Source organism: Bradyrhizobium nivariense (genome assembly GCF_029846695.2).
GTDB lineage: Bacteria > Pseudomonadota > Alphaproteobacteria > Rhizobiales > Xanthobacteraceae > Bradyrhizobium.
Genome location: NZ_JARWCR020000050.1, coordinates 45,660 through 65,755 on the forward strand (window position 1 = coordinate 45,660; position 20,096 = coordinate 65,755).

Annotated in this window: 22 protein-coding genes and 1 pseudogene; 16 read left to right on the forward strand and 7 right to left on the reverse strand. The window is 63.9% G+C overall.

The window, feature by feature from the left end; all coding sequences use genetic code 11:
• Both QCM77_RS31320 and trhO read right to left on the reverse strand, forming a co-directional pair.
• Positions 1–219, reverse strand: a complete 219-nt coding sequence (locus tag QCM77_RS31320) for a SlyX family protein (RefSeq protein WP_279666531.1) — start codon at positions 217–219, stop codon at positions 1–3.
• A complete protein-coding gene (gene trhO / locus QCM77_RS31325) occupies positions 209–1,021 on the reverse strand; it encodes an oxygen-dependent tRNA uridine(34) hydroxylase TrhO (RefSeq protein ID WP_279666530.1) in 813 nt (270 codons plus the stop codon). Before trhO ends, QCM77_RS31320 begins: the two co-directional genes overlap by 11 nt.
• Before the next feature lie 199 nt (positions 1,022–1,220).
• Between trhO and ggt the strand changes: the two genes are divergently transcribed.
• The 5 genes from ggt (at position 1,221) to QCM77_RS31350 (ending at position 7,448) form a co-directional block, all read left to right on the forward strand.
• On the forward strand, positions 1,221–2,807 hold the full coding sequence (gene ggt, locus QCM77_RS31330) for a gamma-glutamyltransferase (protein WP_279686162.1): 1,587 nt from the start codon (positions 1,221–1,223) through the stop codon (positions 2,805–2,807).
• Positions 2,808–3,044: 237 nt separating this feature from the next.
• Positions 3,045–3,608: a (2Fe-2S)-binding protein gene (locus QCM77_RS31335; RefSeq protein ID WP_462676002.1), complete on the forward strand. Its 564-nt coding sequence runs from the start codon at positions 3,045–3,047 to the stop codon at positions 3,606–3,608.
• Between the two features lie 4 nt (positions 3,609–3,612).
• On the forward strand, positions 3,613–4,629 hold the full coding sequence (locus QCM77_RS31340; RefSeq protein ID WP_279666526.1) for an FAD binding domain-containing protein: 1,017 nt from the start codon (positions 3,613–3,615) through the stop codon (positions 4,627–4,629).
• 2 nt (positions 4,630–4,631) lie between these two features.
• The gene (locus QCM77_RS31345; protein ID WP_279666524.1) at positions 4,632–6,923 is read left to right on the forward strand and encodes a xanthine dehydrogenase family protein molybdopterin-binding subunit; all 2,292 of its coding nucleotides are present in this window, start codon (positions 4,632–4,634) and stop codon (positions 6,921–6,923) included.
• 60 nt (positions 6,924–6,983) lie between these two features.
• Positions 6,984–7,448 carry an FKBP-type peptidyl-prolyl cis-trans isomerase gene (locus tag QCM77_RS31350; protein ID WP_007606926.1) on the forward strand — a complete coding sequence of 155 codons (465 nt, stop codon included), beginning with the start codon at positions 6,984–6,986 and terminating at the stop codon, positions 7,446–7,448.
• 75 nt (positions 7,449–7,523) lie between these two features.
• Here the strand turns inward: QCM77_RS31350 and QCM77_RS31355 are convergent, their stop codons facing one another.
• Positions 7,524–7,742: a CsbD family protein gene (locus QCM77_RS31355; RefSeq protein WP_279666520.1), complete on the reverse strand. Its 219-nt coding sequence runs from the start codon at positions 7,740–7,742 to the stop codon at positions 7,524–7,526.
• Between the two features lie 128 nt (positions 7,743–7,870).
• Between QCM77_RS31355 and QCM77_RS31360 the strand changes: the two genes are divergently transcribed.
• The 3 genes from QCM77_RS31360 to QCM77_RS31370 all read left to right on the forward strand — a co-directional run bounded on the left by QCM77_RS31360 (position 7,871) and on the right by QCM77_RS31370 (position 9,475).
• Positions 7,871–8,383 (forward strand): cupin domain-containing protein, encoded by a 513-nt coding sequence (locus QCM77_RS31360; RefSeq protein ID WP_279666518.1) that lies wholly within the window; start codon positions 7,871–7,873, stop codon positions 8,381–8,383.
• Positions 8,384–8,515: 132 nt separating this feature from the next.
• Complete coding sequence (locus QCM77_RS31365; RefSeq protein ID WP_279666517.1) at positions 8,516–8,944, forward strand: VOC family protein; 429 nt, start codon at positions 8,516–8,518, stop codon at positions 8,942–8,944.
• 42 nt (positions 8,945–8,986) lie between these two features.
• A complete protein-coding gene (locus QCM77_RS31370) occupies positions 8,987–9,475 on the forward strand; it encodes a VOC family protein (protein WP_279666516.1) in 489 nt (162 codons plus the stop codon).
• Between the two features lie 156 nt (positions 9,476–9,631).
• On the opposite strand, the gene QCM77_RS31375 is transcribed toward QCM77_RS31370, so the two are convergent.
• Together QCM77_RS31375 and QCM77_RS31380 are read right to left on the reverse strand one after the other, a co-directional pair.
• A complete protein-coding gene (locus QCM77_RS31375; RefSeq protein WP_279666563.1) occupies positions 9,632–10,789 on the reverse strand; it encodes a hypothetical protein in 1,158 nt (385 codons plus the stop codon).
• 2 nt (positions 10,790–10,791) lie between these two features.
• Entirely contained in the window at positions 10,792–11,493 is a 702-nt protein-coding gene (locus QCM77_RS31380; protein ID WP_347882400.1) for a FecR family protein, read from the reverse strand.
• 50 nt (positions 11,494–11,543) lie between these two features.
• Between QCM77_RS31380 and QCM77_RS31385 the strand changes: the two genes are divergently transcribed.
• From QCM77_RS31385 to QCM77_RS31395, 3 genes are all read left to right on the forward strand, one after another.
• Positions 11,544–12,974: a phospholipid carrier-dependent glycosyltransferase gene (locus QCM77_RS31385; RefSeq protein ID WP_279666514.1), complete on the forward strand. Its 1,431-nt coding sequence runs from the start codon at positions 11,544–11,546 to the stop codon at positions 12,972–12,974.
• 97 nt (positions 12,975–13,071) lie between these two features.
• Entirely contained in the window at positions 13,072–13,392 is a 321-nt protein-coding gene (locus QCM77_RS31390) for a hypothetical protein (RefSeq protein WP_347882402.1), read from the forward strand.
• On the forward strand, positions 13,343–14,086 hold the full coding sequence (locus tag QCM77_RS31395) for an ATP-binding protein (RefSeq protein ID WP_347882401.1): 744 nt from the start codon (positions 13,343–13,345) through the stop codon (positions 14,084–14,086). Before QCM77_RS31390 ends, QCM77_RS31395 begins: the two co-directional genes overlap by 50 nt.
• A gap of 57 nt (positions 14,087–14,143) precedes the next feature.
• On the opposite strand, the gene QCM77_RS31400 is transcribed toward QCM77_RS31395, so the two are convergent.
• Positions 14,144–14,785 (reverse strand): OmpA family protein, encoded by a 642-nt coding sequence (locus tag QCM77_RS31400; protein WP_279666513.1) that lies wholly within the window; start codon positions 14,783–14,785, stop codon positions 14,144–14,146.
• A 523-nt stretch (positions 14,786–15,308) separates the two neighbouring features.
• Between QCM77_RS31400 and QCM77_RS31405 the strand changes: the two genes are divergently transcribed.
• The 4 genes from QCM77_RS31405 (at position 15,309) to QCM77_RS31420 (ending at position 18,886) form a co-directional block, all read left to right on the forward strand.
• Entirely contained in the window at positions 15,309–16,721 is a 1,413-nt protein-coding gene (locus QCM77_RS31405) for a caspase family protein (RefSeq protein ID WP_279666512.1), read from the forward strand.
• 253 nt (positions 16,722–16,974) lie between these two features.
• Positions 16,975–17,220, forward strand: coding sequence for a hypothetical protein (locus QCM77_RS31410; protein ID WP_279666511.1), 246 nt, complete (start codon positions 16,975–16,977; stop codon positions 17,218–17,220).
• A 135-nt stretch (positions 17,221–17,355) separates the two neighbouring features.
• Positions 17,356–17,604 (forward strand): hypothetical protein, encoded by a 249-nt coding sequence (locus tag QCM77_RS31415; protein WP_279666562.1) that lies wholly within the window; start codon positions 17,356–17,358, stop codon positions 17,602–17,604.
• Positions 17,605–17,722: 118 nt separating this feature from the next.
• The gene (locus tag QCM77_RS31420; protein ID WP_279666509.1) at positions 17,723–18,886 is read left to right on the forward strand and encodes a winged helix-turn-helix domain-containing protein; all 1,164 of its coding nucleotides are present in this window, start codon (positions 17,723–17,725) and stop codon (positions 18,884–18,886) included.
• 68 nt (positions 18,887–18,954) lie between these two features.
• Here the strand turns inward: QCM77_RS31420 and QCM77_RS31425 are convergent, their stop codons facing one another.
• Positions 18,955–19,392, reverse strand: coding sequence for a ribosomal maturation YjgA family protein (locus QCM77_RS31425; RefSeq protein WP_279666508.1), 438 nt, complete (start codon positions 19,390–19,392; stop codon positions 18,955–18,957).
• An 80-nt stretch (positions 19,393–19,472) separates the two neighbouring features.
• Between QCM77_RS31425 and QCM77_RS31430 the strand changes: the two are divergent.
• Positions 19,473–19,970 (forward strand): annotated as a pseudogene (locus QCM77_RS31430) (MFS transporter); the annotation flags it as partial.
• Between the last annotated feature and the right edge of the window lie 126 nt (positions 19,971–20,096).

Genomic DNA, 20,096 nt, shown 5'->3' on the forward strand with positions numbered 1-20,096 from the left:
TCAATAATGCGGCGGGCGCTCATTGGCCGCCCCCGGCGCATTCGCCTCGGCCTCCTGCAGCCGCTCGCCGAGCTCTGCGATCTTCCGCGTCAGCGCGTCGATCTGCTTCCACTGCGCGGTGATGGTCTGGTTCAGCGTCTCGATCGCGTCGTCCTGATAGGCGAGGCGCGTCTCCAACGTGTCGATGCGCTCGCCGAGCATCTTGATCTCATTCGTCACGTGCCGTGTCCTTGTCCCGTTCGCGCAATCCAAATTCGCGCAAGCCAAGTTCTTGTAAACCAAGTTCTTGCAAACCATGGCCGAGCGCGACGCGCTCGTCGAACACGAAGCATTCGCCGCGCCAGCGGCTCTGCGCCTCCGGCACCTCTTCCAGATATTTGAGAATGCCGCCCTTGAGGTGATAGACCTCGGCAAAGCCGCGGGCGAGCAGGTGCGCGCTCGCCTTCTCGCAGCGGATGCCGCCTGTGCAGAACATCGCGATCCTGCGATGCTTTGCCGGGTCGAGTTCAATTGCGGCAAAATCCTTGAACTGGCCAAAGCTCTTAATGCCGGGGTCGAGCGCGCCGTCGAACGTCCCCATCGCCACCTCGAAGGCGTTCCTGGTGTCGAGCACCAGCGTGTCGGGGGCCGCGATCAGCGCGTTCCATTCGGCCGCATCGACATAGGTGCCGACCTGCCGGGTCGGATCGGCGGCTTCGTCGCCGAGCGTGACGATCTCCTTCTTCAGCCGCACCTTGAGCCGGCCGAATGGCATCGCCTCGGCGGTCGAGAACTTTAATTCGAGATTGTCCAACCTGCCGCCGAACATGTCGCCGTGCGCGAGCTCATGAGTGAGAGCGTCGATCGCCGCGCCCGCGCCCGCGACCGTGCCGTTGATGCCCTCCTGCGCGAGCAGCACGCTGCCCTTCAGCGCCAGGCCGGCGCAGAATGCGCGCAGCGGCTCGCGCAGTTCGCGGTAATCGGGCAGGGCCGCGAATTGGTAGAAGGCGGCGACTCGGGTGAGCGAATTCTTGTCCGGCATGGCGCTCGTTTAGCAGGCGGCCGGCGCCCAGAAAACCCGCATGGTTTCGGGCAGCAAAAACTCTATACGCCCAGCGGATGGCTGCCATTTCCCTGGTATGCCAGCATTGCCCCGGCGGACCGGAATGTGTCATGTAGGCCCGGTTTTTCCGACCCCGGCGCGCCATCCGCGCGAGACGCCCAACGAGAGCAAGAATTCGATGAGAAACTTCCATTTCCCCGGCAGGTCCACGGTCCACGCCACCAACGCGATGGTGGCGACCTCGCATCCGCAGGCGTCGCTCGCCGCGATCGAGGTGCTGCGCGAGGGCGGCACGGCGGTGGACGCGGCAGTCGCCGGCTCAGCCATTCTCGGCGTGATCGAGCCGCAATCGACCGGCATCGGCGGCGACTGCTTTGCGCTGATCCAGCCGCGCGGCGAGGGCAGGATCATCGCCTATAACGGCTCCGGGCGGGCGCCGAAAGCTGCCAACGCCGACTGGTATCTCGAACGCAAGATCAACTCCGTGCCGCTGACCTCGGCGCATGCGGTCTCGATCCCCGGCGTGATCGACGCCTTTGCAACCGTCTTGCGCGATCACGGCAAGTTCGGCTTCGACCGGCTGCTCCAGCCCGCAATCAAGGCGGCCGAAGAGGGCTATGTCGTTGCCCCCCGCATCGCCTTCGACTGGAAGAACCAGTTCGAGAAGCTGAAGGGCGGCACCAACACCGAGCGTTACCTGCTGCCGCACGGCAAGCCGCCGGTGGCCGGCGACGTCATCCGCCAGGCCGAGCTCGGCAAGACGCTGCGGGCGATCGCCAAGGACGGCCGCGACGCCTTCTACAAGGGCCCGATCGCGGAAGACATGGTGGAGACCCTGCGCGGAATCGGCGGCCTGCAGACGCTCGACGATTTCGCCGCGCATACCACCGAGACGACGACGCCGATCGGCGCGATGTACAAGGGCTACGACGTCTGGCAGTGCCCGCCGAACGGACCCGGCCTCACCATGCTGCTGATGTTGAACATCCTGTCGCGGTTCGACCTGACGAAATACGCGCCGCTTAGCATCGAGCGTTTCCACCTCGAGGCCGAAGCCGCGCGCATCGCCTACATGCATCGCGAGCTGCATGTCGCCGACCCTGATCATATGCAGGTCGAGGTCTCGAAGATTCTCGCCAAGGAATTCTGCAACGAGCACATCGACAAGATCCGCATGGACGGCATGCTCGACCTGCCGAACGTCGCGCCGCCGATGAATCCCTCGACCATCTACATCACGGTCGTGGACAAGGACCGCAACGTCTGCTCCTTCATCAACTCGATCGCGCATTCGTTCGGCTCGGCCATCGTCTCCAACAAGACCGGCGTCCTGCTCCAGAACCGTGCCGGCGGCTTTCGCATCCAGCCCGGCCACCCGAATTGCATCGCCGGCGGCAAGCGCCCGCTGCACACGATCATGCCGAGCCTGCTCACCAAGGGCGGCCGGTCCGTGATGCCGTTCGCCGTGATGGGCGGACAGTATCAGCCGGTCGGCCAGACCCATCTGGTGACCAACATCCTCGATTATGGCTGCGACGTGCAGGAGGCGATCGACATGCCGCGCGGCCTGCACTACGAGGGCAAATACCAGCTCGAGGACAGCGTGCCGGCCGATATCGTCGAAGGCCTGAAGAAGCTCGGCCACAAGACCACCAGCGTGGTCGGTCCGCTCGGCGGCGCCCAGGCGATCTGGATCGACTGGGACAAGGGCACGCTCACCGGCGGTTCCGATCCGCGCAAGGACGGTTGCGCGCTGGGCTATTGATCTTAGCCATTGATCTTGGCGCGGGACGAAGTTCCGCTCACAGGATCAGGAAAAGTTGACGAAGCGGCGACGCGGCAATTGCTGCGTCGCCCCTTTCCGGTCGGAACGGAGCTCATTGCCCCAAGTTGACGGCGGTGAGCGGTGCAGGCGTGCGCTGCTTTGTTTTGAAGTGGCGGAGGCCGTCCCATGTCCGACAATTCAAGTTCCCGATCATCCGGATTCGATCGGCGCGCCTTCATGGCGGGCGCCGCAGGCACGGCGCTTGTTCCAATGACAGCGCGTGCGGCCGCGCAGGATGCAAGAGCGCCCGGTGCACAGGATCCGGCGCTTCCCGTCGATGTCACGCTACGCGTCAACGGCAAGGACAAGCGCCTGCACATCGACGCCCGCACGACGGTGCTTGACGCGCTGCGTGAGCATCTCAAGCTCACCGGCAGCAAAAAGGGCTGCGACCACGGCCAGTGCGGTGCCTGCACGGTACTGATCGACGATCGGCGCGTGGTGTCGTGCCTGACGCTCGCGCTCGCGGCCGAAGGGCTGGAGATCACGACGATCGAGGGCCTTGCCACCGACGATCACCTGCATCCGATGCAGCAGGCCTTTGTCGATAACGACGCGTTTCAATGCGGCTATTGTACGCCGGGCCAGATCATGTCCGCCGTGGCCTGCGTCAAGGAGGGGCATGCGGGCAGCGAGGCCGACATCCGCGAATATATGAGCGGCAACATCTGCCGCTGCGCCGCCTATCCCAACATCGTCGCCGCCGTGAAGCAGGCCGCGCCCGAGATCATGAAAGGTTAGGCGCATGCGACCGTTTTCGTATCAAAAGGCAACAGACCCTGACATGGCCGTGCAGGCGCTCAGCGCTGCCGCGGCTGCAAACAATCCGCTGACGCAGGCTACGGCGCAGCCGCTCGCCGGCGGCACCACGCTGATCGACCTGATGAAGCTGGACGTGATGCGGCCCACCGCGATCGTCGATATCAATCCGCTTGCGCGCGGCTGGTCGGCGATCGAGCCGGGCAGTGACGGCTTGCGGCTCGGCGCTCTCGCGAAGATGTCCGACGTGGCCGTGCATGCCGAGATCCAGCGCAACTATCCGGTGATCGCGAATTCCCTGAAGCTCGCCGCCAGCGCCCAGCTGCGCAACATGGCGACGCTCGGCGGCAACGTGATGCAGCGAACGCGTTGCAGCTATTTCCGCGATGTCTCCTATGAGAATTGCAACAAGCGCAATCCTGGCTCGGGCTGTGCCGCAATGGATGGCGTCAATCGCATGCATGCGGTGCTCGGCACGTCCGATCAGTGCATCGCAGCCTATCCCGGCGATTTTGCCCAGGCGCTGATCGCGCTGGATGCAGTGGTCGAGATCACCGGCAGGACCGGCGCGCGCAACATGCCGTTCGCAGGCTTGCACAAGGCACCCGGCAGGACGCCCGACATCGAGACCACGCTTCGGCCGGGTGAGCTGATCTCCGCCTTCTCCATCCCCGGCCGCTGGCCGCGCTCGGTGTATCTCAAGGCACGCGACCGTCAGTCCTACGAGTTCGCGCTGTCGTCGGCTGCGGTCGCGCTCGACGTGCAGGATGGCACGATCAGGGACGCGCGTGTCGCGCTCGGCGGTGTCGCCACCGTGCCGTGGCGGGCGCGCGAGGCGGAGGCGCTGCTGAAGGGACAGAAATTCGATGACGGTCTGGCGCAGCGTGTGGCCGATGCCGCCTTCGCCGACGCCAAAGGCCGCCAGCACAACGGCTTCAAGATCGCGCTCGGCAAGCGCGTGGTGGCGCGCGCGCTCCAGCAGGCCGCAACGATGGAGATTTGATCATGACCGCTGCAGCTCCCGAGCCGAAAGCAAACATGGGCCAGCCCGTGCCGCGCTATGACGCCGCCGCAAAGGTCACGGGCCGCGCGACATATGCGTCCGACATGCCGCTCGACAATCCGGCCTATGCATTCCTGGTCACCAGTGCCATCGCCAAGGGCCGCATCGACGGTTTCGACCTCGACGATGCCAGAGGTGTCCGCGGCGTGATCGACATCGTCACGCACGAGAACGCTCCGAAGCTGAAGGAGTCGAAGCTGTTCAGCAATGGCGGCTATGCCGGCACCACGATCCAGCCGCTGAAATCGGCCGACATCGCCCATGACGGCCAGATCATCGCTGTGGTCATCGCCGAGAGCTACGAGGCGGCGCGCGAGGCCGCCAATCGCGTCAAGGTCAGCTACACGCCCATGGCGCCGAGCGCGAGCTTCGAATCGCCGGGAACGACCACAGCCGCGGCGAAAGGGCAGAACGCGCAGTTCAAGGAAGACCCGGCGGTCGGCGATTTCGCCAAGGCGTTCGACGAGGCCGAGGTCAAGCTCACCGCCTCCTATGACACGCCGACCCAGCACCACAACCCCATGGAGCTGTTTACGACGAGCTGCGCGTGGATGGGCGACAACCTCGTCATCTACGAGGGCAGCCAGTATGTCTATGGCCTGAAGAACGGCGTCGCCGAGCAGCTCGGTATCGACGCCGACAAGGTCCGTGTCGTCAATCCCTATGTCGGCGGCGGCTTTGGTTCGCGCGGCTCGATGACGCCCCGCACCGCCATCATCGCCGGCATCGCCAAACACCTGAACCGGCCGATCAAGCTGGTGCCGACCCGCGATCAGGGTTTCACCATCGCGACCTACCGGGCCGAAACGCGCCATGAGATCAGGCTTGGTGCTGGTCGGGACGGCAAGCTGATGGCTTTGAGGCATGACGGCGCGGAGGTTTCGTCGCGTCCGGATGCCTATTGCGTCGGCGGGACCAAGACGACGACGCGGCTCTATGCCTGCCCAAACGTCGCCAGTCTGGTGTCGATCGTGCGCGCCGACCGCAACACGCCGGGCTTCATGCGCTCACCGCCGGAGGTGCCGTATCTCTTCGCGCTGGAGAGCGCGATGGACGAGCTCGCGGTGAAGCTGAACATGGACCCGGTCGAGCTCCGCCGCATCAACGACACCACCAAAGAGCCGATCGGCGGCAAGCCCTATACGTCGCGGTCATTGATGGCGTGCTTCGATGAGGCCGCCAAGGCGTTCGGCTGGTCGCAGCGTTCACCGCAGCCGAAATCGATGTCGGACGGCGACTGGTTGGTCGGCTATGGCTGCGCCGCCACCTGTTATCCGACGCAGATGGCGCCGTCTGCCGTGCGCGTCCGCCTCCAGCGCGACGGGCGTACCCGGGTCGAGATCGCCGGTCACGAGATCGGCACCGGTGCGTATACCGTCATCGCCCAGACCGCGGCGGAGCGGCTCGGCGTGCCTCTGGAGAAAGTCGCGGTCTTCATGGGTGACAGCGACCTGCCGCCCGCGCCGGTTGCCGGCGGCTCGAATTCGACCGCCAGCACCTGCTCGGCGGTGATGATGGTATGCGATCAGATTCGACAAAGGCTGTTCAAGGCCGTGATGCCGAGCGACAGCCTCGCCGACAAGGCCAAGGAGACTGTCGGCATCAGTCAGACGCCGAGCACGCAGGCGGCGAAGAGCGATCGTCCGCTCGATCTCGAGAAGGCCTTCGACGCGCTCGGTGTCGGCGTCGTCGAGGAATATGGCGAGTGGAAGCCGGAAGGCGCGCCGCTGGATTCGTTCAAGGCCATGCACAGCGGGCACGCGCGGCTCGTCGGCGGTCACGCCATGCAGGACAAGATCGCCTATGCTTTCGGTGCCGAGTTCGTCGAGGTCCGCGTCAACCGCTTCACGCATGAAATCCGCGCGCCGCGGCTGGTCGGCGCCTTTGCGGCGGGCCGCATCGTGAATCCGCGCACGGCGCGCAGCCAGCTCATGGGCGGCCTGATCTGGGGCATGTCCTCGGCGCTGCTGGAGGCCACCGAGATCGACGAGCGCAACGCGCGCTACGTCAACGACAATCTTGCCGACTATCTCGTGCCAGTGAATGCCGACGTGCCCGGTGTCGAAGTGATCCTGCTCTCCGAGCAGGACGATCACATCAACCCGGCAGGCGTGAAGGGCCTCGGCGAGCTTGCCAATGTCGGCACCAATGCGGCGATCTGCAATGCGATCTATCACGCCACGGGCCAGCGCATCCGCAAGCTGCCCGTGCGGCTGGAAAATATCGAGGCCTGAGGGGTGGAAACGGCGTCGACGTTGCGCTAGACCCCTTCCGCCTCAAACGTAAGGTGTCTTATGCAGCGTTTACAGCGCGTGCTCCTCGCCATCATGTCGGCCCTCGCGATCACCGTGATCGCCGGCGTGTCCGATTTCGTTTCCACCACGGCCTCGGCCCAGACCGCAGGAAAGACCATGACCACAGCTTCAGGTTTGCAGATCACCGACAGCGTCGCCGGCACTGGCGCTTCGCCCAAGCCCGGCCAGATCTGCGTGATGCACTACACCGGATGGCTCTACGAGAACGGCCAGAAGGGCAAGAAATTCGACTCGTCGGTCGACCGCAACGAGCCGTTCGAATTCCCGATCGGCAAGGGTCGCGTCATCGCCGGCTGGGACGAGGGTGTTGCCTCCATGAAGGTCGGCGGCAAGCGCACGCTGATCATTCCGCCGCAGCTCGGCTATGGCGCCCGCGGTGCGGGCGGCGTGATCCCGCCGAACGCGACGCTGATGTTCGACGTGGAATTGCTCGGGGTGAAGTAAGCCCGCAAACAAAAAGACCGGCCTCTCGGCCGGTCTTTTCGCTTTCAGTCGTGTTTGTCTCGATGCCTGGACGTGTTATTCCGTCCCGCGCTTGGCCGCAGCCGCGGCGCGATCGACCGCGTCCTTTGCGGCCTCCTTGGCATCGCCCATGGCCTGCTGGCCCTTGCCCTTCACTTCCTGGACTGCGCCTTCGCCCTTCATGCGGTCGGACCCGGTGGCTTCGCCGATGCCCTGCTTGGCCTTGCCCATTGCCTCATTGGCGGTGCCCTTGATTTTGTCGGCCGTGCTACCCATGAAACTCTCCTGGCGGTTTGCTTGCTGAGACAACGTCCGATGGCTATGAGGGTTCCGATTTTGGTATGGCTCGCGCACGCGGCTTTGGGGTAGTTTGCCGCGCACGGAACCAACAGAAAGCAAGTCCCATGACCGGCCATGACCATTCGCATTCCCACCATGACCACGATCACGCCGATCGCTGGAAACATGACGGCGTGCGCGTCATTCCCGGCAACCAGCTCGATACCAACGTGCCGTCGACGGCGGGCATGGACCGCGCGGCCGCGATCAATTTCGCGCGCGTCGGCGCGCAGAAATTGTGGGCGGGCACTGTCAGCATCAAGCCCGACGCCAAGACCGGCGCGCATCACCACGGCCATCTCGAAAGCGTCATCTACGTGGTGAAGGGCAAGGCGCGGATGCGCTGGGGCGAGAGCCTCCAATTCACTGCGGAGGCCGGCCCCGGCGACTTCATTTTCGTGCCGCCCTACGTGCCGCATCAGGAGATCAACGCCAGCCCGGACGAGGTGCTGGAATGCGTGCTGGTGCGCAGCGACGGCGAGGCGGTCGCGATCAACCTCGACATCGAACCGGTCGAGAAGCCCGAGACCGTGCTGTGGGTCGATCCCATTCACCGCGATCCGAACGAGAAGAAGTAAGGCTGCCCAAGACCGCGCGGGGGGCGATGCGACAGAACCCCGCAGGTTAGGGGGTGAAAAATATCCGGAAGCGATGTCGGGTGGCTGCCCAGCCATCCGTCCTTGGGCAGAACCCCGCCCAAGGAGCTTTCGATGCCCAAGATGATTTTCGTTAATCTTCCGGTAACCGACCTCAAGCGCGCCACCGCCTTTTACGAGGCGGTCGGCGCGGTCAGGAATCCGCAATTCAGCGACGATACGGCGAGCTGCATGGTCTTTTCCGAGACCATCTTCGCCATGCTGCTGACCCACGACAAATTCCGCCAGTTCACACCGAAGCCGATCTCGGATGCCAGGATATCGAACCAGGCGCTGTTCTGCCTGTCCGCGGACAGCCGCAACGAGGTCGATGATATCGTCGATAGGGCCGCGGCAGCGGGCGGGGCGGCCGATCCCGGCCCGAAGGACGAATACAGTTTCATGTACGGCCGCAGCTTCGAAGATCCGGATGGCCACATGTGGGGTGTGAACTGGATGGACATGGCAGCCTTCGCGGCGCAGTCCGACGTGGCGAACGCCTGATCTAAGCCCACGACACCAAGAATCTGAAGAGGAGTATTCACGATGTCCAAGCTCGTGCCCTGCATGTGGTTCAATGGCGACGCCGAGGAAGCCGCGAGCTTCTACGTCTCGCTCGTTCCGAATTCGGCGATCACGCACGTTCAACGCAACGTTTCAGATAATCCATCCGGCAAGGAAGGCTCCGTGCTCGTCGTCGAATTTACGGTGGCCGGACAGCCTCTCGTCGCGCTCAACGGCGGCATGAAGATGGAATACACCCATGCGCTCTCGCTCATGATCCATTGCGACGATCAGGCCCAGGTCGACAGCGTCTGGAATGCCTTCCTGGCCCATGGCGGCAAGGAAGAGCAGTGCGGCTGGCTGCACGACCGTTACGGCGTGTCATGGCAAGTCGTGCCGAAGGTGATGTTCGAATTCCTCTCGAGCCCCGACAAGGCGGCTGCCGCACGCGCGATGCAGGCCATGATGAAGATGGTCAAGCTGGATGCGGAAATCTTGCGCCGGGCGTTCGAGGGCAAGTCGGCGGCGTGATGCCTAGGGCCTTGCCACACACTCGCTGTCATCGCCCGGCTTGAACCGGGCGATCCAGTATCCAGAGACGCTCGCAATCGAGCCGAGACGCCGCGGCGTACTGGATGCCAATGTCAAGCCGGGGCATGACGGCGGAATTCGAGGCGAGATCTCGCGCTAATAATTGATCCGCAGCCCCACGCCGCCATGGATGGTATTGCCGACCGGCTGCGGGCCGAGCGTGCCGTTGGCAAAGAGGTCCACGATCCAGCCCTTCTGCACGCGGAAGCCGAGCCGGCCGCCATATTCGAACCAGCCCTGATTGCCCATGGTCGGTACCACCATGCCATCGCCGGTCACGGTGGCGACGATGCCGCTATGGCCAGCGAATGACTGCACCCAGCCGCCGTTGATGTTGGCCTCGATATTGCTGCCGTAGAGATGCGTCCACTGGCCGCCGATCTTGACCAGGCTGGTGCGGTCGGTGCCGGTCGCGATGCTGGCATCGAACGGGTTGAATGCCACCGCGCTGTCGGTATAGCCCGAGACGCGCTGCCAAAGCTGCCAGACCTCGATCGAGGCGGCGACCTCGTCGCGGGGCGACACGCGGCTCATCCAGCCGGCGCGACCGTAGACGGCGTAGTTCGCGGCATTGGTCGAACTCGTGACGCTCACCGGGCCGAGGCTGGTATTGTAGCTGCGGGTGTAGCGTGCCCTCTCCCACGGCGTCAGGATCGTGCCGATGTCGAAGAACGGGCGCGATGAGCCCCAGTCGGTGAAGTCATAGCGCAGCGCGAATGCGCCGATCGGTGCGCTGGTGATGTTGTAGCCGCCCTCGCTGTACTGCGTGTAGGCAATGCCGGCGAGCAGCGACAGATTGTTGGTCAGCTCCTTGCGGCCGTGGATGCCGGCCGAGAACGAGCCGGCGGAGCCGAACGCGCTGATGCAGTCGCTGCAATTGACCTGCTCGTTGACGCCGAGCAGCACCGTGCCGAGCACCCGGTTGGTGATCATCTGGTTGAAGCGCTGGTTGGCGAGGCCACCGATCGAGTTGCCGCTGGAATCCGCGCCGGTCGGCGTCGGCGTCGGGCTCGGCGAGGAGGACGGATAAGGGCTCGGCGACGATGACGGGTAGGGGCTGGGCGAGGGCGAGGGGGTTGGCGTCGGCGAGGGTGAATAGGTCGGCGACGGGGAGGGCGTCGGCTCTCCGCACCCGGATTCGCACGTCGCCGCCTGGGCTGCCGCCGGACGGGCATCGAACGCGACAAACGCAAACGCAGCCACGATGGTCAGCACGCTCACGAGGACGAAGCGCCTGACGTTGAATATCTCCATCATCAGCGCCCGCACAGCATACCGTCGTCATTGACGGTGGGCGTGATGGTCGGCGACGCGTCCGCATATTGGTTGACCGCGCACAGCCCCGCGTTCGCGGCGCAGGTCGCGGCAAAGGTCCAGGGCGGCGTATTGGCCTTGGTGATGCCGACCTTGCCGCCGGTCGAGGTGATGATTGCGGTGTCGCCGGGCTGGGTGAGCTGCACGCACTGGAAGCTCAGCGTGCAGACGCTGGCGGCGCCGTCCTGCAGTACGACGACCGAGCGGCCGCGCTGGGACAGGATATCGAGCGTGGTGCCGCGCACGCCGATGGTCGCGAGCGGCGTCGTGATCTTGTAGGCGGTCTTCTCGGAATGTCCGGTGACGAAACGGAATGCGCCGGTCGTCATGCGGATCGCGACGTCGCGATAACTGTGCTCGTCGTTGAAGACGGTGCGGTCGAGCTTGAGCGTGGCGCTCGGGCCGAGCGACAGATTGGTGCTGTCGGCCATCACGAAGCGTGCCGCGCTGTCGGCGCCGGTGCGCACGGTCTCGTCGCGCAGCATGCTGTCGCCGACGCTGATCGGCGTCGAGGTCGCGGCCACGCGCACCACGTCGTTCTGAATCACGACAGCTTCACCGACGCGCGTCTGCGCCTGCGCGCAAGGCGCCGCGCATAAGGTGGCCGACAACAGCGTGGAGAAAAGCCAGAAACGCAAATTCATTTCGCAACCGATCGATGTGTCCCTGATCGTCCGGATCGCGCACGCTTGCGATGTGGCGGAATTATCACAAGCGGCGCGGGACCTGCGTTATGCTTAGTGACAGTTGCGGCAGAATGCGTTCAATGAAAACCGCGATCTCTATTATTGTCCGCGGTGACGCAAATTTGCCACGCAAAATATCTCCACAAATGCCGCTCGACTTGCCCGCGGGTCCGAAGGTGTCGCGGAGCGCAGTAATCGCTGTCGCGATTTTCCTGGTCGCGCATCTCGCGCTGCTGATCGGCTTGACGACGCCGGAGAAGTTCGTCTTCGACGAAGTGCATTATGTGCCGGCGGCGCGGCAGATGCTGGCACCAGCGATGTCGCAACCGATGCTCAACCCGATGCACCCGCCGCTGGCCAAGGAGCTGATCGCGGCATCGATCGCGGCCTTTGGCGACAACGCCCTGGGCTGGCGCTATCCCGCGACATTGTTCGGCGCGCTCGCGATCGTCGCGATCTATCTGTGTGGCCTCGCGCTGTTCTCCGCGCAAGGGCCTGCGATCGCCGCCACGCTGATCGCCGGCTGCAACCAGATGCTGTACGTGCAGGCGCGCGTCGCGATGCTCGACATTTTTGCGCTCGGCTTCGGCCTGCTCGCGATTGCCGCCTTCATGCATGGTTTTCGAAAGGATCGCCCGCATGCGTTGTTTGTGCTCGCCGGCAGCCTGTTCGGCTGTGCTGCGGCCTGCAAATGGAGTGGCCTGTTTCCGCTCGGAATCTGTATCGTCATCGTTGCGGTGATCCGCCTGATGCAGGGCTGGCGCACGCTGTTTGCCGACGCGAAGCCGGGCGATTGGTACCGGCCCGATCTCTGGCCCGATTTCCGGGTGCAGCATGCCGCGCTGTGCTTTGCCGTGCTGCCGGCACTGACGTATCTCGCCGCGTTCGTTCCGCTCTATGGATTGTCGCTATCGGACCTAATCGAGGCGCAGCGCCGGATCTTCGCCGATAACACCACGACCGCGATCGCCGGCCACACCTATATGAGCGCGTGGCCATCCTGGCCGTTGCTCGCGCGACCGGTGTGGTTCCTGTTCGACAAGACGACGGAGAATAATGTCTCGGCGATCGTCTTCCTCGGCAATCCGCTGGTGCTGTGGCCCGCGCTACCCGCGCTCGCCGTCGTGCTGCGCGATTTCGTCGTTGCGCGCCGCTGCGATGCGTTCCTGATCGCGGCGTTCTATTTCGGGTCCTGGCTCGCCTGGGCGTTGCTGCCGCGCACGCTCGGTTTCATCTATTACTATCTGCCGGCCGCAACCGTGGCGTCACTGGCGCTGGTCTACGTGTTGCGCCGGGATGGCCTGCCCCGCTGGCTGCTGTGGGCCTATGTCGGCGTCGCCGCGATCGGTTTTGCGGCCATGCTGCCGGTCTCGGCCGCCTTCGTCGGCACGTCGATGCAGACCTTCAACCGGCTGATGCTGTTCCAGAGCTGGATCTAGTGCCCGCTGGCGTGCATATCCTTGGTAGAATTGGCTTTGCTGGAATCAATCGAAGCGTGTGGAGTGGCCGGCATCGTCGGAACCGGAGACACGCCGGGTGAGCAGGGAAAGCGGCATTGCCTGCAGCGCCGGGGAACGCGGCGCGGAGCTGACGCAGCGTCTGCTCGCCTTCAGCCGCAAGCAGCTGCTGCGGCCAGTAGAGGCCGAATGCAGCAAGCTCGTCGATTCCATGCACAAGCTGCTGCGGAGGACCCTTCGCGAGGACATCGTGATCACCACCCATTTCGATCCGGGTCCGGCACGCCTTCGCCGATCCGGTGCAGCTCGAATCGGCGATCCTCAACCTCGCGCTCAACGCGCAGGATGCAATGGCGTCCGGCGGTCGCTTGACCAGCCCGACAGCGAACTCGTCGCTTGATGCCGGCGACCACAATGCGCATCCCGACGTCGCCCCCGGCGAGTACGTCGTGATTGCCGTGACCGACAACGGGTCGGGCATGCCGAGGCGCGTGCTGGAACGTGCGTTCGAGCCCTTTTTTACCACCAAGGAGGTGGGCAAGGGCAGCGGGCTGGGGCTCAGCATGGTCTACGGCTTTGCCAATCAGTCCAACGGCCATGTCACGATCTACAGCGAGCCGGGCCTCGGAACGACGGTCAGGATCTACCTCCCGGCCGCGATGGTGAAGGCGCAGGGCGCGCCGCTGGCGGTTGAACGGGAGGTGGCGCAGAGCGGTTCTGAAACGGTGCTGATCGTCGAGGATGATCCGTTCGTCCGCTCCTATGCCGTCATGAGTCTGCAGAGCCTGGGCTACCAGGTCATTTCGGCAGTTGATGGCAAGGAGACCTTACAGAAGCTCGCGGTCACGCCGCACGTCGATCTCCTGTTCACCGACATTGTGATGCCGGGAGGCGTCAACGGCTGGGAACTGGCGGGCCTTGCGCGCAAGGCAAAGCCAGATCTGCGCGTGCTGCTGACGTCCGGCTACGCCCTGGAAACGCTGGCGGCGAACGGCCACGTCCGGCAGGGCGCCCTGATCCTGGAAAAACCCTATCGCAAGGCGGAGCTTGCGCGCCTGTTGCGGGAGGCTCTCTCCATGCCGGTGTCGGTCTGAACTGCGTTCAGCGGTCGGCCTGCCGCACGAGCGGCAGGCGGTGAGGTCGTCGTTAGATCATTTCGATGCCGTCTTGTTGTCCATGTTCACGACCTGGACGCGGCGGTTGATCGGGTCGGCGCCGTTGGCGGTATCCTTCAGCTTGGTCTTGCCGTAGCCGACGGTGACGAGATCGGTGCCGGTAAGGCCATAGTTCTGCACCAGGTACTTCTTGATGGTGTCGGCGCGACGTTCAGAGAGGCCCTGGTTGTAGTCTTCGCCGCCAACCGCATCGGTATGGCCGGCGACCACGAAGGTCGAGCCCTTGAGCGACGGGTCGGACAGCGCCTTTCCGAGCGCCTGCACCGACGGCACCGATGTCTTGGCGATGTCAGCCGAGTTGTAGTCGAACTGGATTTCCAGATCGATCTTCGGCTTGGTCGCCGCGAGCTCGGCGATCTGCTCGCGTTCGCCCGTCGAGAGCGAACGGGTGGAGCGGTTGCGCACGGTGTTCAGGAATGTCGATTCCTTGGCCTGCACCGCCGGATCGGCCTGCGGACCGGCGGAGAGGCCGCGGGTCGCCGGCTTGGGCTTCAGCGCATCCAGGATCTGGCCCGCGGAGACGTTGTTGTCGCCGGCCAGGGCCAGCCCCGCCGTCATCGACAGTGCCGCGGAGAGAGCAATCGCCTTCAGTCCAAAAAACTTATCAAAACGGGTCATTGTCGTATCCTCGCTGTTACGCCTGATGGCGATTTGATGCTGCGAGCATAGGGAAGGTTCAAAGGGCCTGATGTGATCCTCGTCACGTTCAGAAATGGCCGAAATTCCATCCGTATTTTAGCAGCCGAACCGGTCGGCATCCATCGCATTCAGCTAGCGGCAGTGGCCTACCGCCGGTGCAGCATAACGTCTGCGTCGGGAAGTAACGCTGTCTCATTCGATCCGCGAAAGCAGCGTATAAATCCTTCACGTCTTTTCGAATTGGTCTTCCGCGACTCGCTGGACTTCGGGCCGTAGCGGGTACAGTCTCCTTGCCATTGCTCGTCACCAGCGGTTATTGCCGATTGCGTCAGCCGCCCGAAAAGTAGCCGTCGCAGCGTCTCTCAGCTCGGTTCGAGCAGCAGAAATCCCCGGGTGATCCAGATCACAGTGCGTCGTTGTGAACTGGATCAGATTGCTCTCATCGGATCGGCTGAGGCTGATCCGAGAGCAGCGAAGAAGTTTGGATCAGGGGAGAATGATCATGCGCTTCTTGATCGCAGTAATTTCAGTCGCAGCATTTCTCGTCAGCGGCAACGCAGCTTTCGCCGACAAGCGCGTCGCCTTTGTGGTCGGCAACGCCGCCTACAAGAATGTCCCGCAGCTCCCCAACCCCGCGATCGATTCTAAGGCGATGGCCAGGGTGCTGCGCAATGTCGGCTTCGATGTCGTCGAGGGCTCCAACCTCACCCGCGACGCCATGACTGCAAAACTCTTGGAGTTTGGCAAGAAGAGCGAAGCCGCCGATGTCGCCGTGTTTTTCTATGCCGGCCACGGGATTGCCGTGAATGGTGTCAACTACCTGTTGCCGATCGACGCAGACCTGAAATCCGAGATCGACGTCAAGCTCGGCGCGGCGATCAATGTCGACATCACGCTCGATCAGACCATGGGGGATGCGAAGGTGAAGCTCGTATTCCTGGATGCCTGCCGTGATAACCCTTTCGCGGCAAAGATCCGATCGGCCAAGGCCACCCGCTCCGTCAATGTACAGACTGGCCTCGCCGAGATGAAGTCGGGCGAGGGCACGCTGATTGCCTTTGCCACCGGTCCCGGCCAGACCGCGCTCGACGGCGAGGCCGGCACCAACAGCCCGTTCACCCGGGCCCTCGTCGCCAACATTGCCCAGCCGGGCGTCGAGATCCAACAGGCCATGACCAAGGTTCGTGCCCAGGTCAGTGACGACACCAGCAAGGGCCAATTGCCCTGGGGACACACCAACCTCACCGGCAACGTCTATCTCAATCCCGTTGGCGCGTCGGCCGCGGCCACGATCGATCCGTCGAACGCGCCGGTGTCGGCCGCGACCAAGCAAGGCTCCGACATCGAGCTCGAGTTCTGGCGCTCGATCAAGGACACCAACAAGGTGGAAGAGCTCAACGCCTATCTCACCAACTATCCGAACGGCACGTTCAAATCGATCGCGCTCGCCCGTATCGCGGCGTTGCAGGATGGACCGTCCAACACCACCCGCAACCTGTCGGCCGGGATCGATCCCGCGACTTTCACCGAAGAAGCCAACCAGATGTCCGAAGACCAGATCGGTCTCGACAAGGGGCAGCGCCGGGACGCGCAGCGCCGCCTCACCGGGCTCGGCTTCGACGTCAAGGTGACCGGGAAGTTCGACGACGAGACCCGTTCCGTGATCAAGCGGTGGCAGGCGGCACGTGGCTATCCCGCCACCGGTTACCTCAACAAGCCCCAGCACAAGGCTCTGCTATCGGAGATCGTTTCGACCCGCACTGCCTCCTCCGAGCAGGCAGACGATGAGCCGGCGCGTCGCCGTTCCTCCGGTGGTGGCGGCCGGCGCCATTATAGTAGTGGCGCCGCCGCCCCGACGGGCGGCCCCGGAGGTCTGCTCGGCGGCATGATGGGCGGATTGTTCGGCCGCCGCTGAGAGGCCAAGGGGCGACGAGGAGGCGGCTCAATCCGGGCCACCTTCCCTGTTGGAAACCTGCGCTCACCCTTCGTCGCAAAGCCGTCGTCGCATGGCCTGCCTGCGAACAAGAATTTGGCCAGATGCGCGCCTAGCAAAGCACTTCATCCGGCAACCGCAGATAAGAGGAGCCGAGTTCCATCCAGTGCCGAGGCCAAGTGATTACCAGCTCTATCGCAGTGGCCCGCCGGATCGGACTGTGTCCCTGAGCTCCATGCCCATCTACATCGGCGCGGCAATGATCGCGGTGGCGATTCTGCTGTCGACGCTGATCACCGGGCTGACCTCCCGCTATGTCGGGCTTGAAGGGCCGACCGACGAGAACATGTGGCTGGTCGATCGTCTCACTGGCAGCGTCTATCGCTGCCAGGCGGAGGAGCGCGGCCGGGCCTCGTGCGAGCCGGACGTCGCCACGGGCAGCCTCGGTGACCGGTCCAAGGCGCCCAAGGGGGGCCGCTGAGCCCTCTGCCTTCGCACCGCAACAAGAAAATTGTCTTCTCCACGAAACGTCTTCGCCAGAGAATACGTAATTGCGAAGGCCGGCATGACCCCGGTTTCGCTTTACGGAGGAGACTTTTCGATGAAGATCTTGTCGATGAAGATCTTGCTCACAGCCGCAGCTTTTGTCTCGTTCGCCGTCTCCCCTGCATCGGCCGCGATGATGGCGTGCACCAGCGACAACATGATGAAGTCCGCCGCCATGATGGGCGGCACGGCGGATACGCCGGCCAAGACGGCCATGAACAAGGAAATGGCCATGGCCAACACCGACATGAGCAACGGCAAGATGAAAAGCGCCTGCATGCACTACATGAAGGCGCAGAAGGCCATGTCGATGAAGTAGGCGCGGGTCGCGCAACCATCCGGCCGCGCTGTCAGCAGATGGCAGCGCGGTTTTTCTTTGGCCGCTGCTTTGCCGTCTGCTTTCTCCTGGCGCGAATCCCGCTACATTCCTTCCCGCAATGTCCCGCGCGCCCAAACCGCTTCCACTCACCACGACACAGGCCCGGCAGATCTGGCTTCATGCCCAGCGGCTGGATGAGCGCGCGCCGTTCGGTGACGGCGCGCAGGCCGTCGCCGACGCGGTCGCCCATCTCGGCTATGTGCAGATCGACACCATCAACGTGATCGAGCGTTGCCATCACCACATCCTGTTCAGCCGCATCCCGTCCTACCGCCGCGCCGATCTGCGCGACGCCCAGAGCGTGGACAGAAGCGTCTTTGAATATTGGACGCATGCGCTCTCTTACGTGCCGGCCGGCGACTTCCGCTTCTTCCTGCCGGCGATGCGCGAGCACCGCCGCGAGGGTCACAAATGGTTCGCCTCGGTGAAGCCTGCCGACATGCGCAAGGTGATGCGGCTCCTTCGCGCCGGCCCGCTGACGATCCGCGACATCGAGGACGACGTGCTCACCGAGAAGGAGCATCTCTGGCAAAGCCGAAAGCCCTCGAAGCGGGCGTTGCAGCTCGCCTTCTATACGGGGGCCGTGACCATCAGCGAGCGCCAGGGCATGCTCAAGACCTATGAGCTGATGACGCGCCATTTCGGCTGGGACAAGCTGCCGAAGCCGGCGCCGGCAAAGGACATTACGGCCTATCTGCTCGACCGCGCGCTGCGATCGCAAGGCGTGGTGAGCCTCGATTCGGTCTGCCATCTCGACGCGCCGCGCAAGACGGCGGTGGCCGGCCTGATCGCCTCGCGTGTCCGCCGTGGCGAGCTCGTGCCTGTCGCCATCGACGGTGCCGGCAAGCAGGAGCACTGGGCACTGCCGGCCGCGCTCGAGCCGGGCGAGCGCGTGTCGCCCGATCTCGTCCATATCCTCTCGCCGTTCGATCCGCTGATCATCCAGCGCAAGCGCACCAATCTCATTTTCGGCTACAACCATTTGTTCGAGGCCTATGTGCCGAAGGCCAAACGCAAGCTCGGCTATTTCGCGCTCCCCGTGCTGGTCGGCGACGAGATCGTCGCCGCGCTCGATCTGAAGACCGACCGACAGGCGAAGAAGCTGCTGATGCAGAAATGGACCTGGGTCGGAGAGGGGAAGAAGACCGCGGGGCGCAAGGAGCTGAAGCAAAAGATCGAAGAGGAGCTTGATCGCTTCGAGGGGTTTCAACTGGCGGAGTAACGATCGGAAGGTGGATTAGCGCAGCGTAATCCACCTCTTTCGCTTCCGTGGAGGCAAACAGTGGTGGGTTACGCTGCGCTAATCACTCTACGCATCGCGGCGAGACGGTCGATCCAGACGCCAAACACAATCCCGATCGCATAAGCGACCAAATTCCACAGCGAAAAAATGCGCCCCAACAGCAGCGCGCCCGCGGTGGTGAGTCGAAATGCATCGAGCCATGGCGCGTGCACCAGCCGGGAGAACTCGACCACGACCGCGATCACCATCGCGATCGCCGCCATCCGCGTCCGCGACAGCCGCGGCAGCAAAACTCCGACCAGCAGAAACACCATCGTGGCCCACAGCAGCGAACCACCATACTTCACGATGAAGGCGGGCAGGCCGAGCGGAAAGCCGTACCAGCGCAGCGAGAGTCCGCAGGCGATCACCGCGAGCGCCAGCCCGGCGCGGATCAGCGATGTCCGTAACGGCGCAACAGGTTGATCCGGCTGCGCCCCTTGCATTGCTCGCTCCATTGACTCTTGGCCCATGATGCTCAAAACCGGCTCTCAGCCAATAAAAGCAACAACCCCGGGGGGAAGCCATGAGCCACACCACGACCTATGCCGGTTCGACCGGCGCCGCCAAGTCGGAAATCGAGACCTCGACCATCCGCGCCATCTCCTGGCGCCTGATTCCGTTCCTGGTGCTGGCCTACTTCTTCTCCTATCTCGACCGCGTCAATCTCGGCTTCGCCGCGCTGACCATGAATGCGGAATTGAAGTTCACGCCGCTGATCTTCTCCTGGGGCGCCGGCATCTTCTTCATTGGCTATTTCATCTTCGAGGTGCCGAGCAATCTGGCGCTGGAAAAGTTCGGCGCCAGCCGCTGGATCGCTCGCATCATGGTGACCTGGGGCATCATCTCGGCGCTGATGGCGCTCACGAGCGGCGTCACGAGCTTCTACGTGCTGCGCTTCCTGCTCGGCGTGGCCGAAGCCGGGTTCTTCCCCGGCATCATCCTCTATCTCACCTATTGGTATCCGGCCGAATATCGCGCCCGCTTCCTCGCGGCCTTTGCCATCGCCGTTCCGGTCTCGACCCAGGCTGTGTAAAAACGCGGCTCCGCATCACCTCCATGCGACGAAGGCGGCCGTCGGTGTCGCTATTGAGTTCGCTGCCCGCGCCTCACGCCCGCATGGCTGCCAGCAATGGCTCGACGCCGAGGA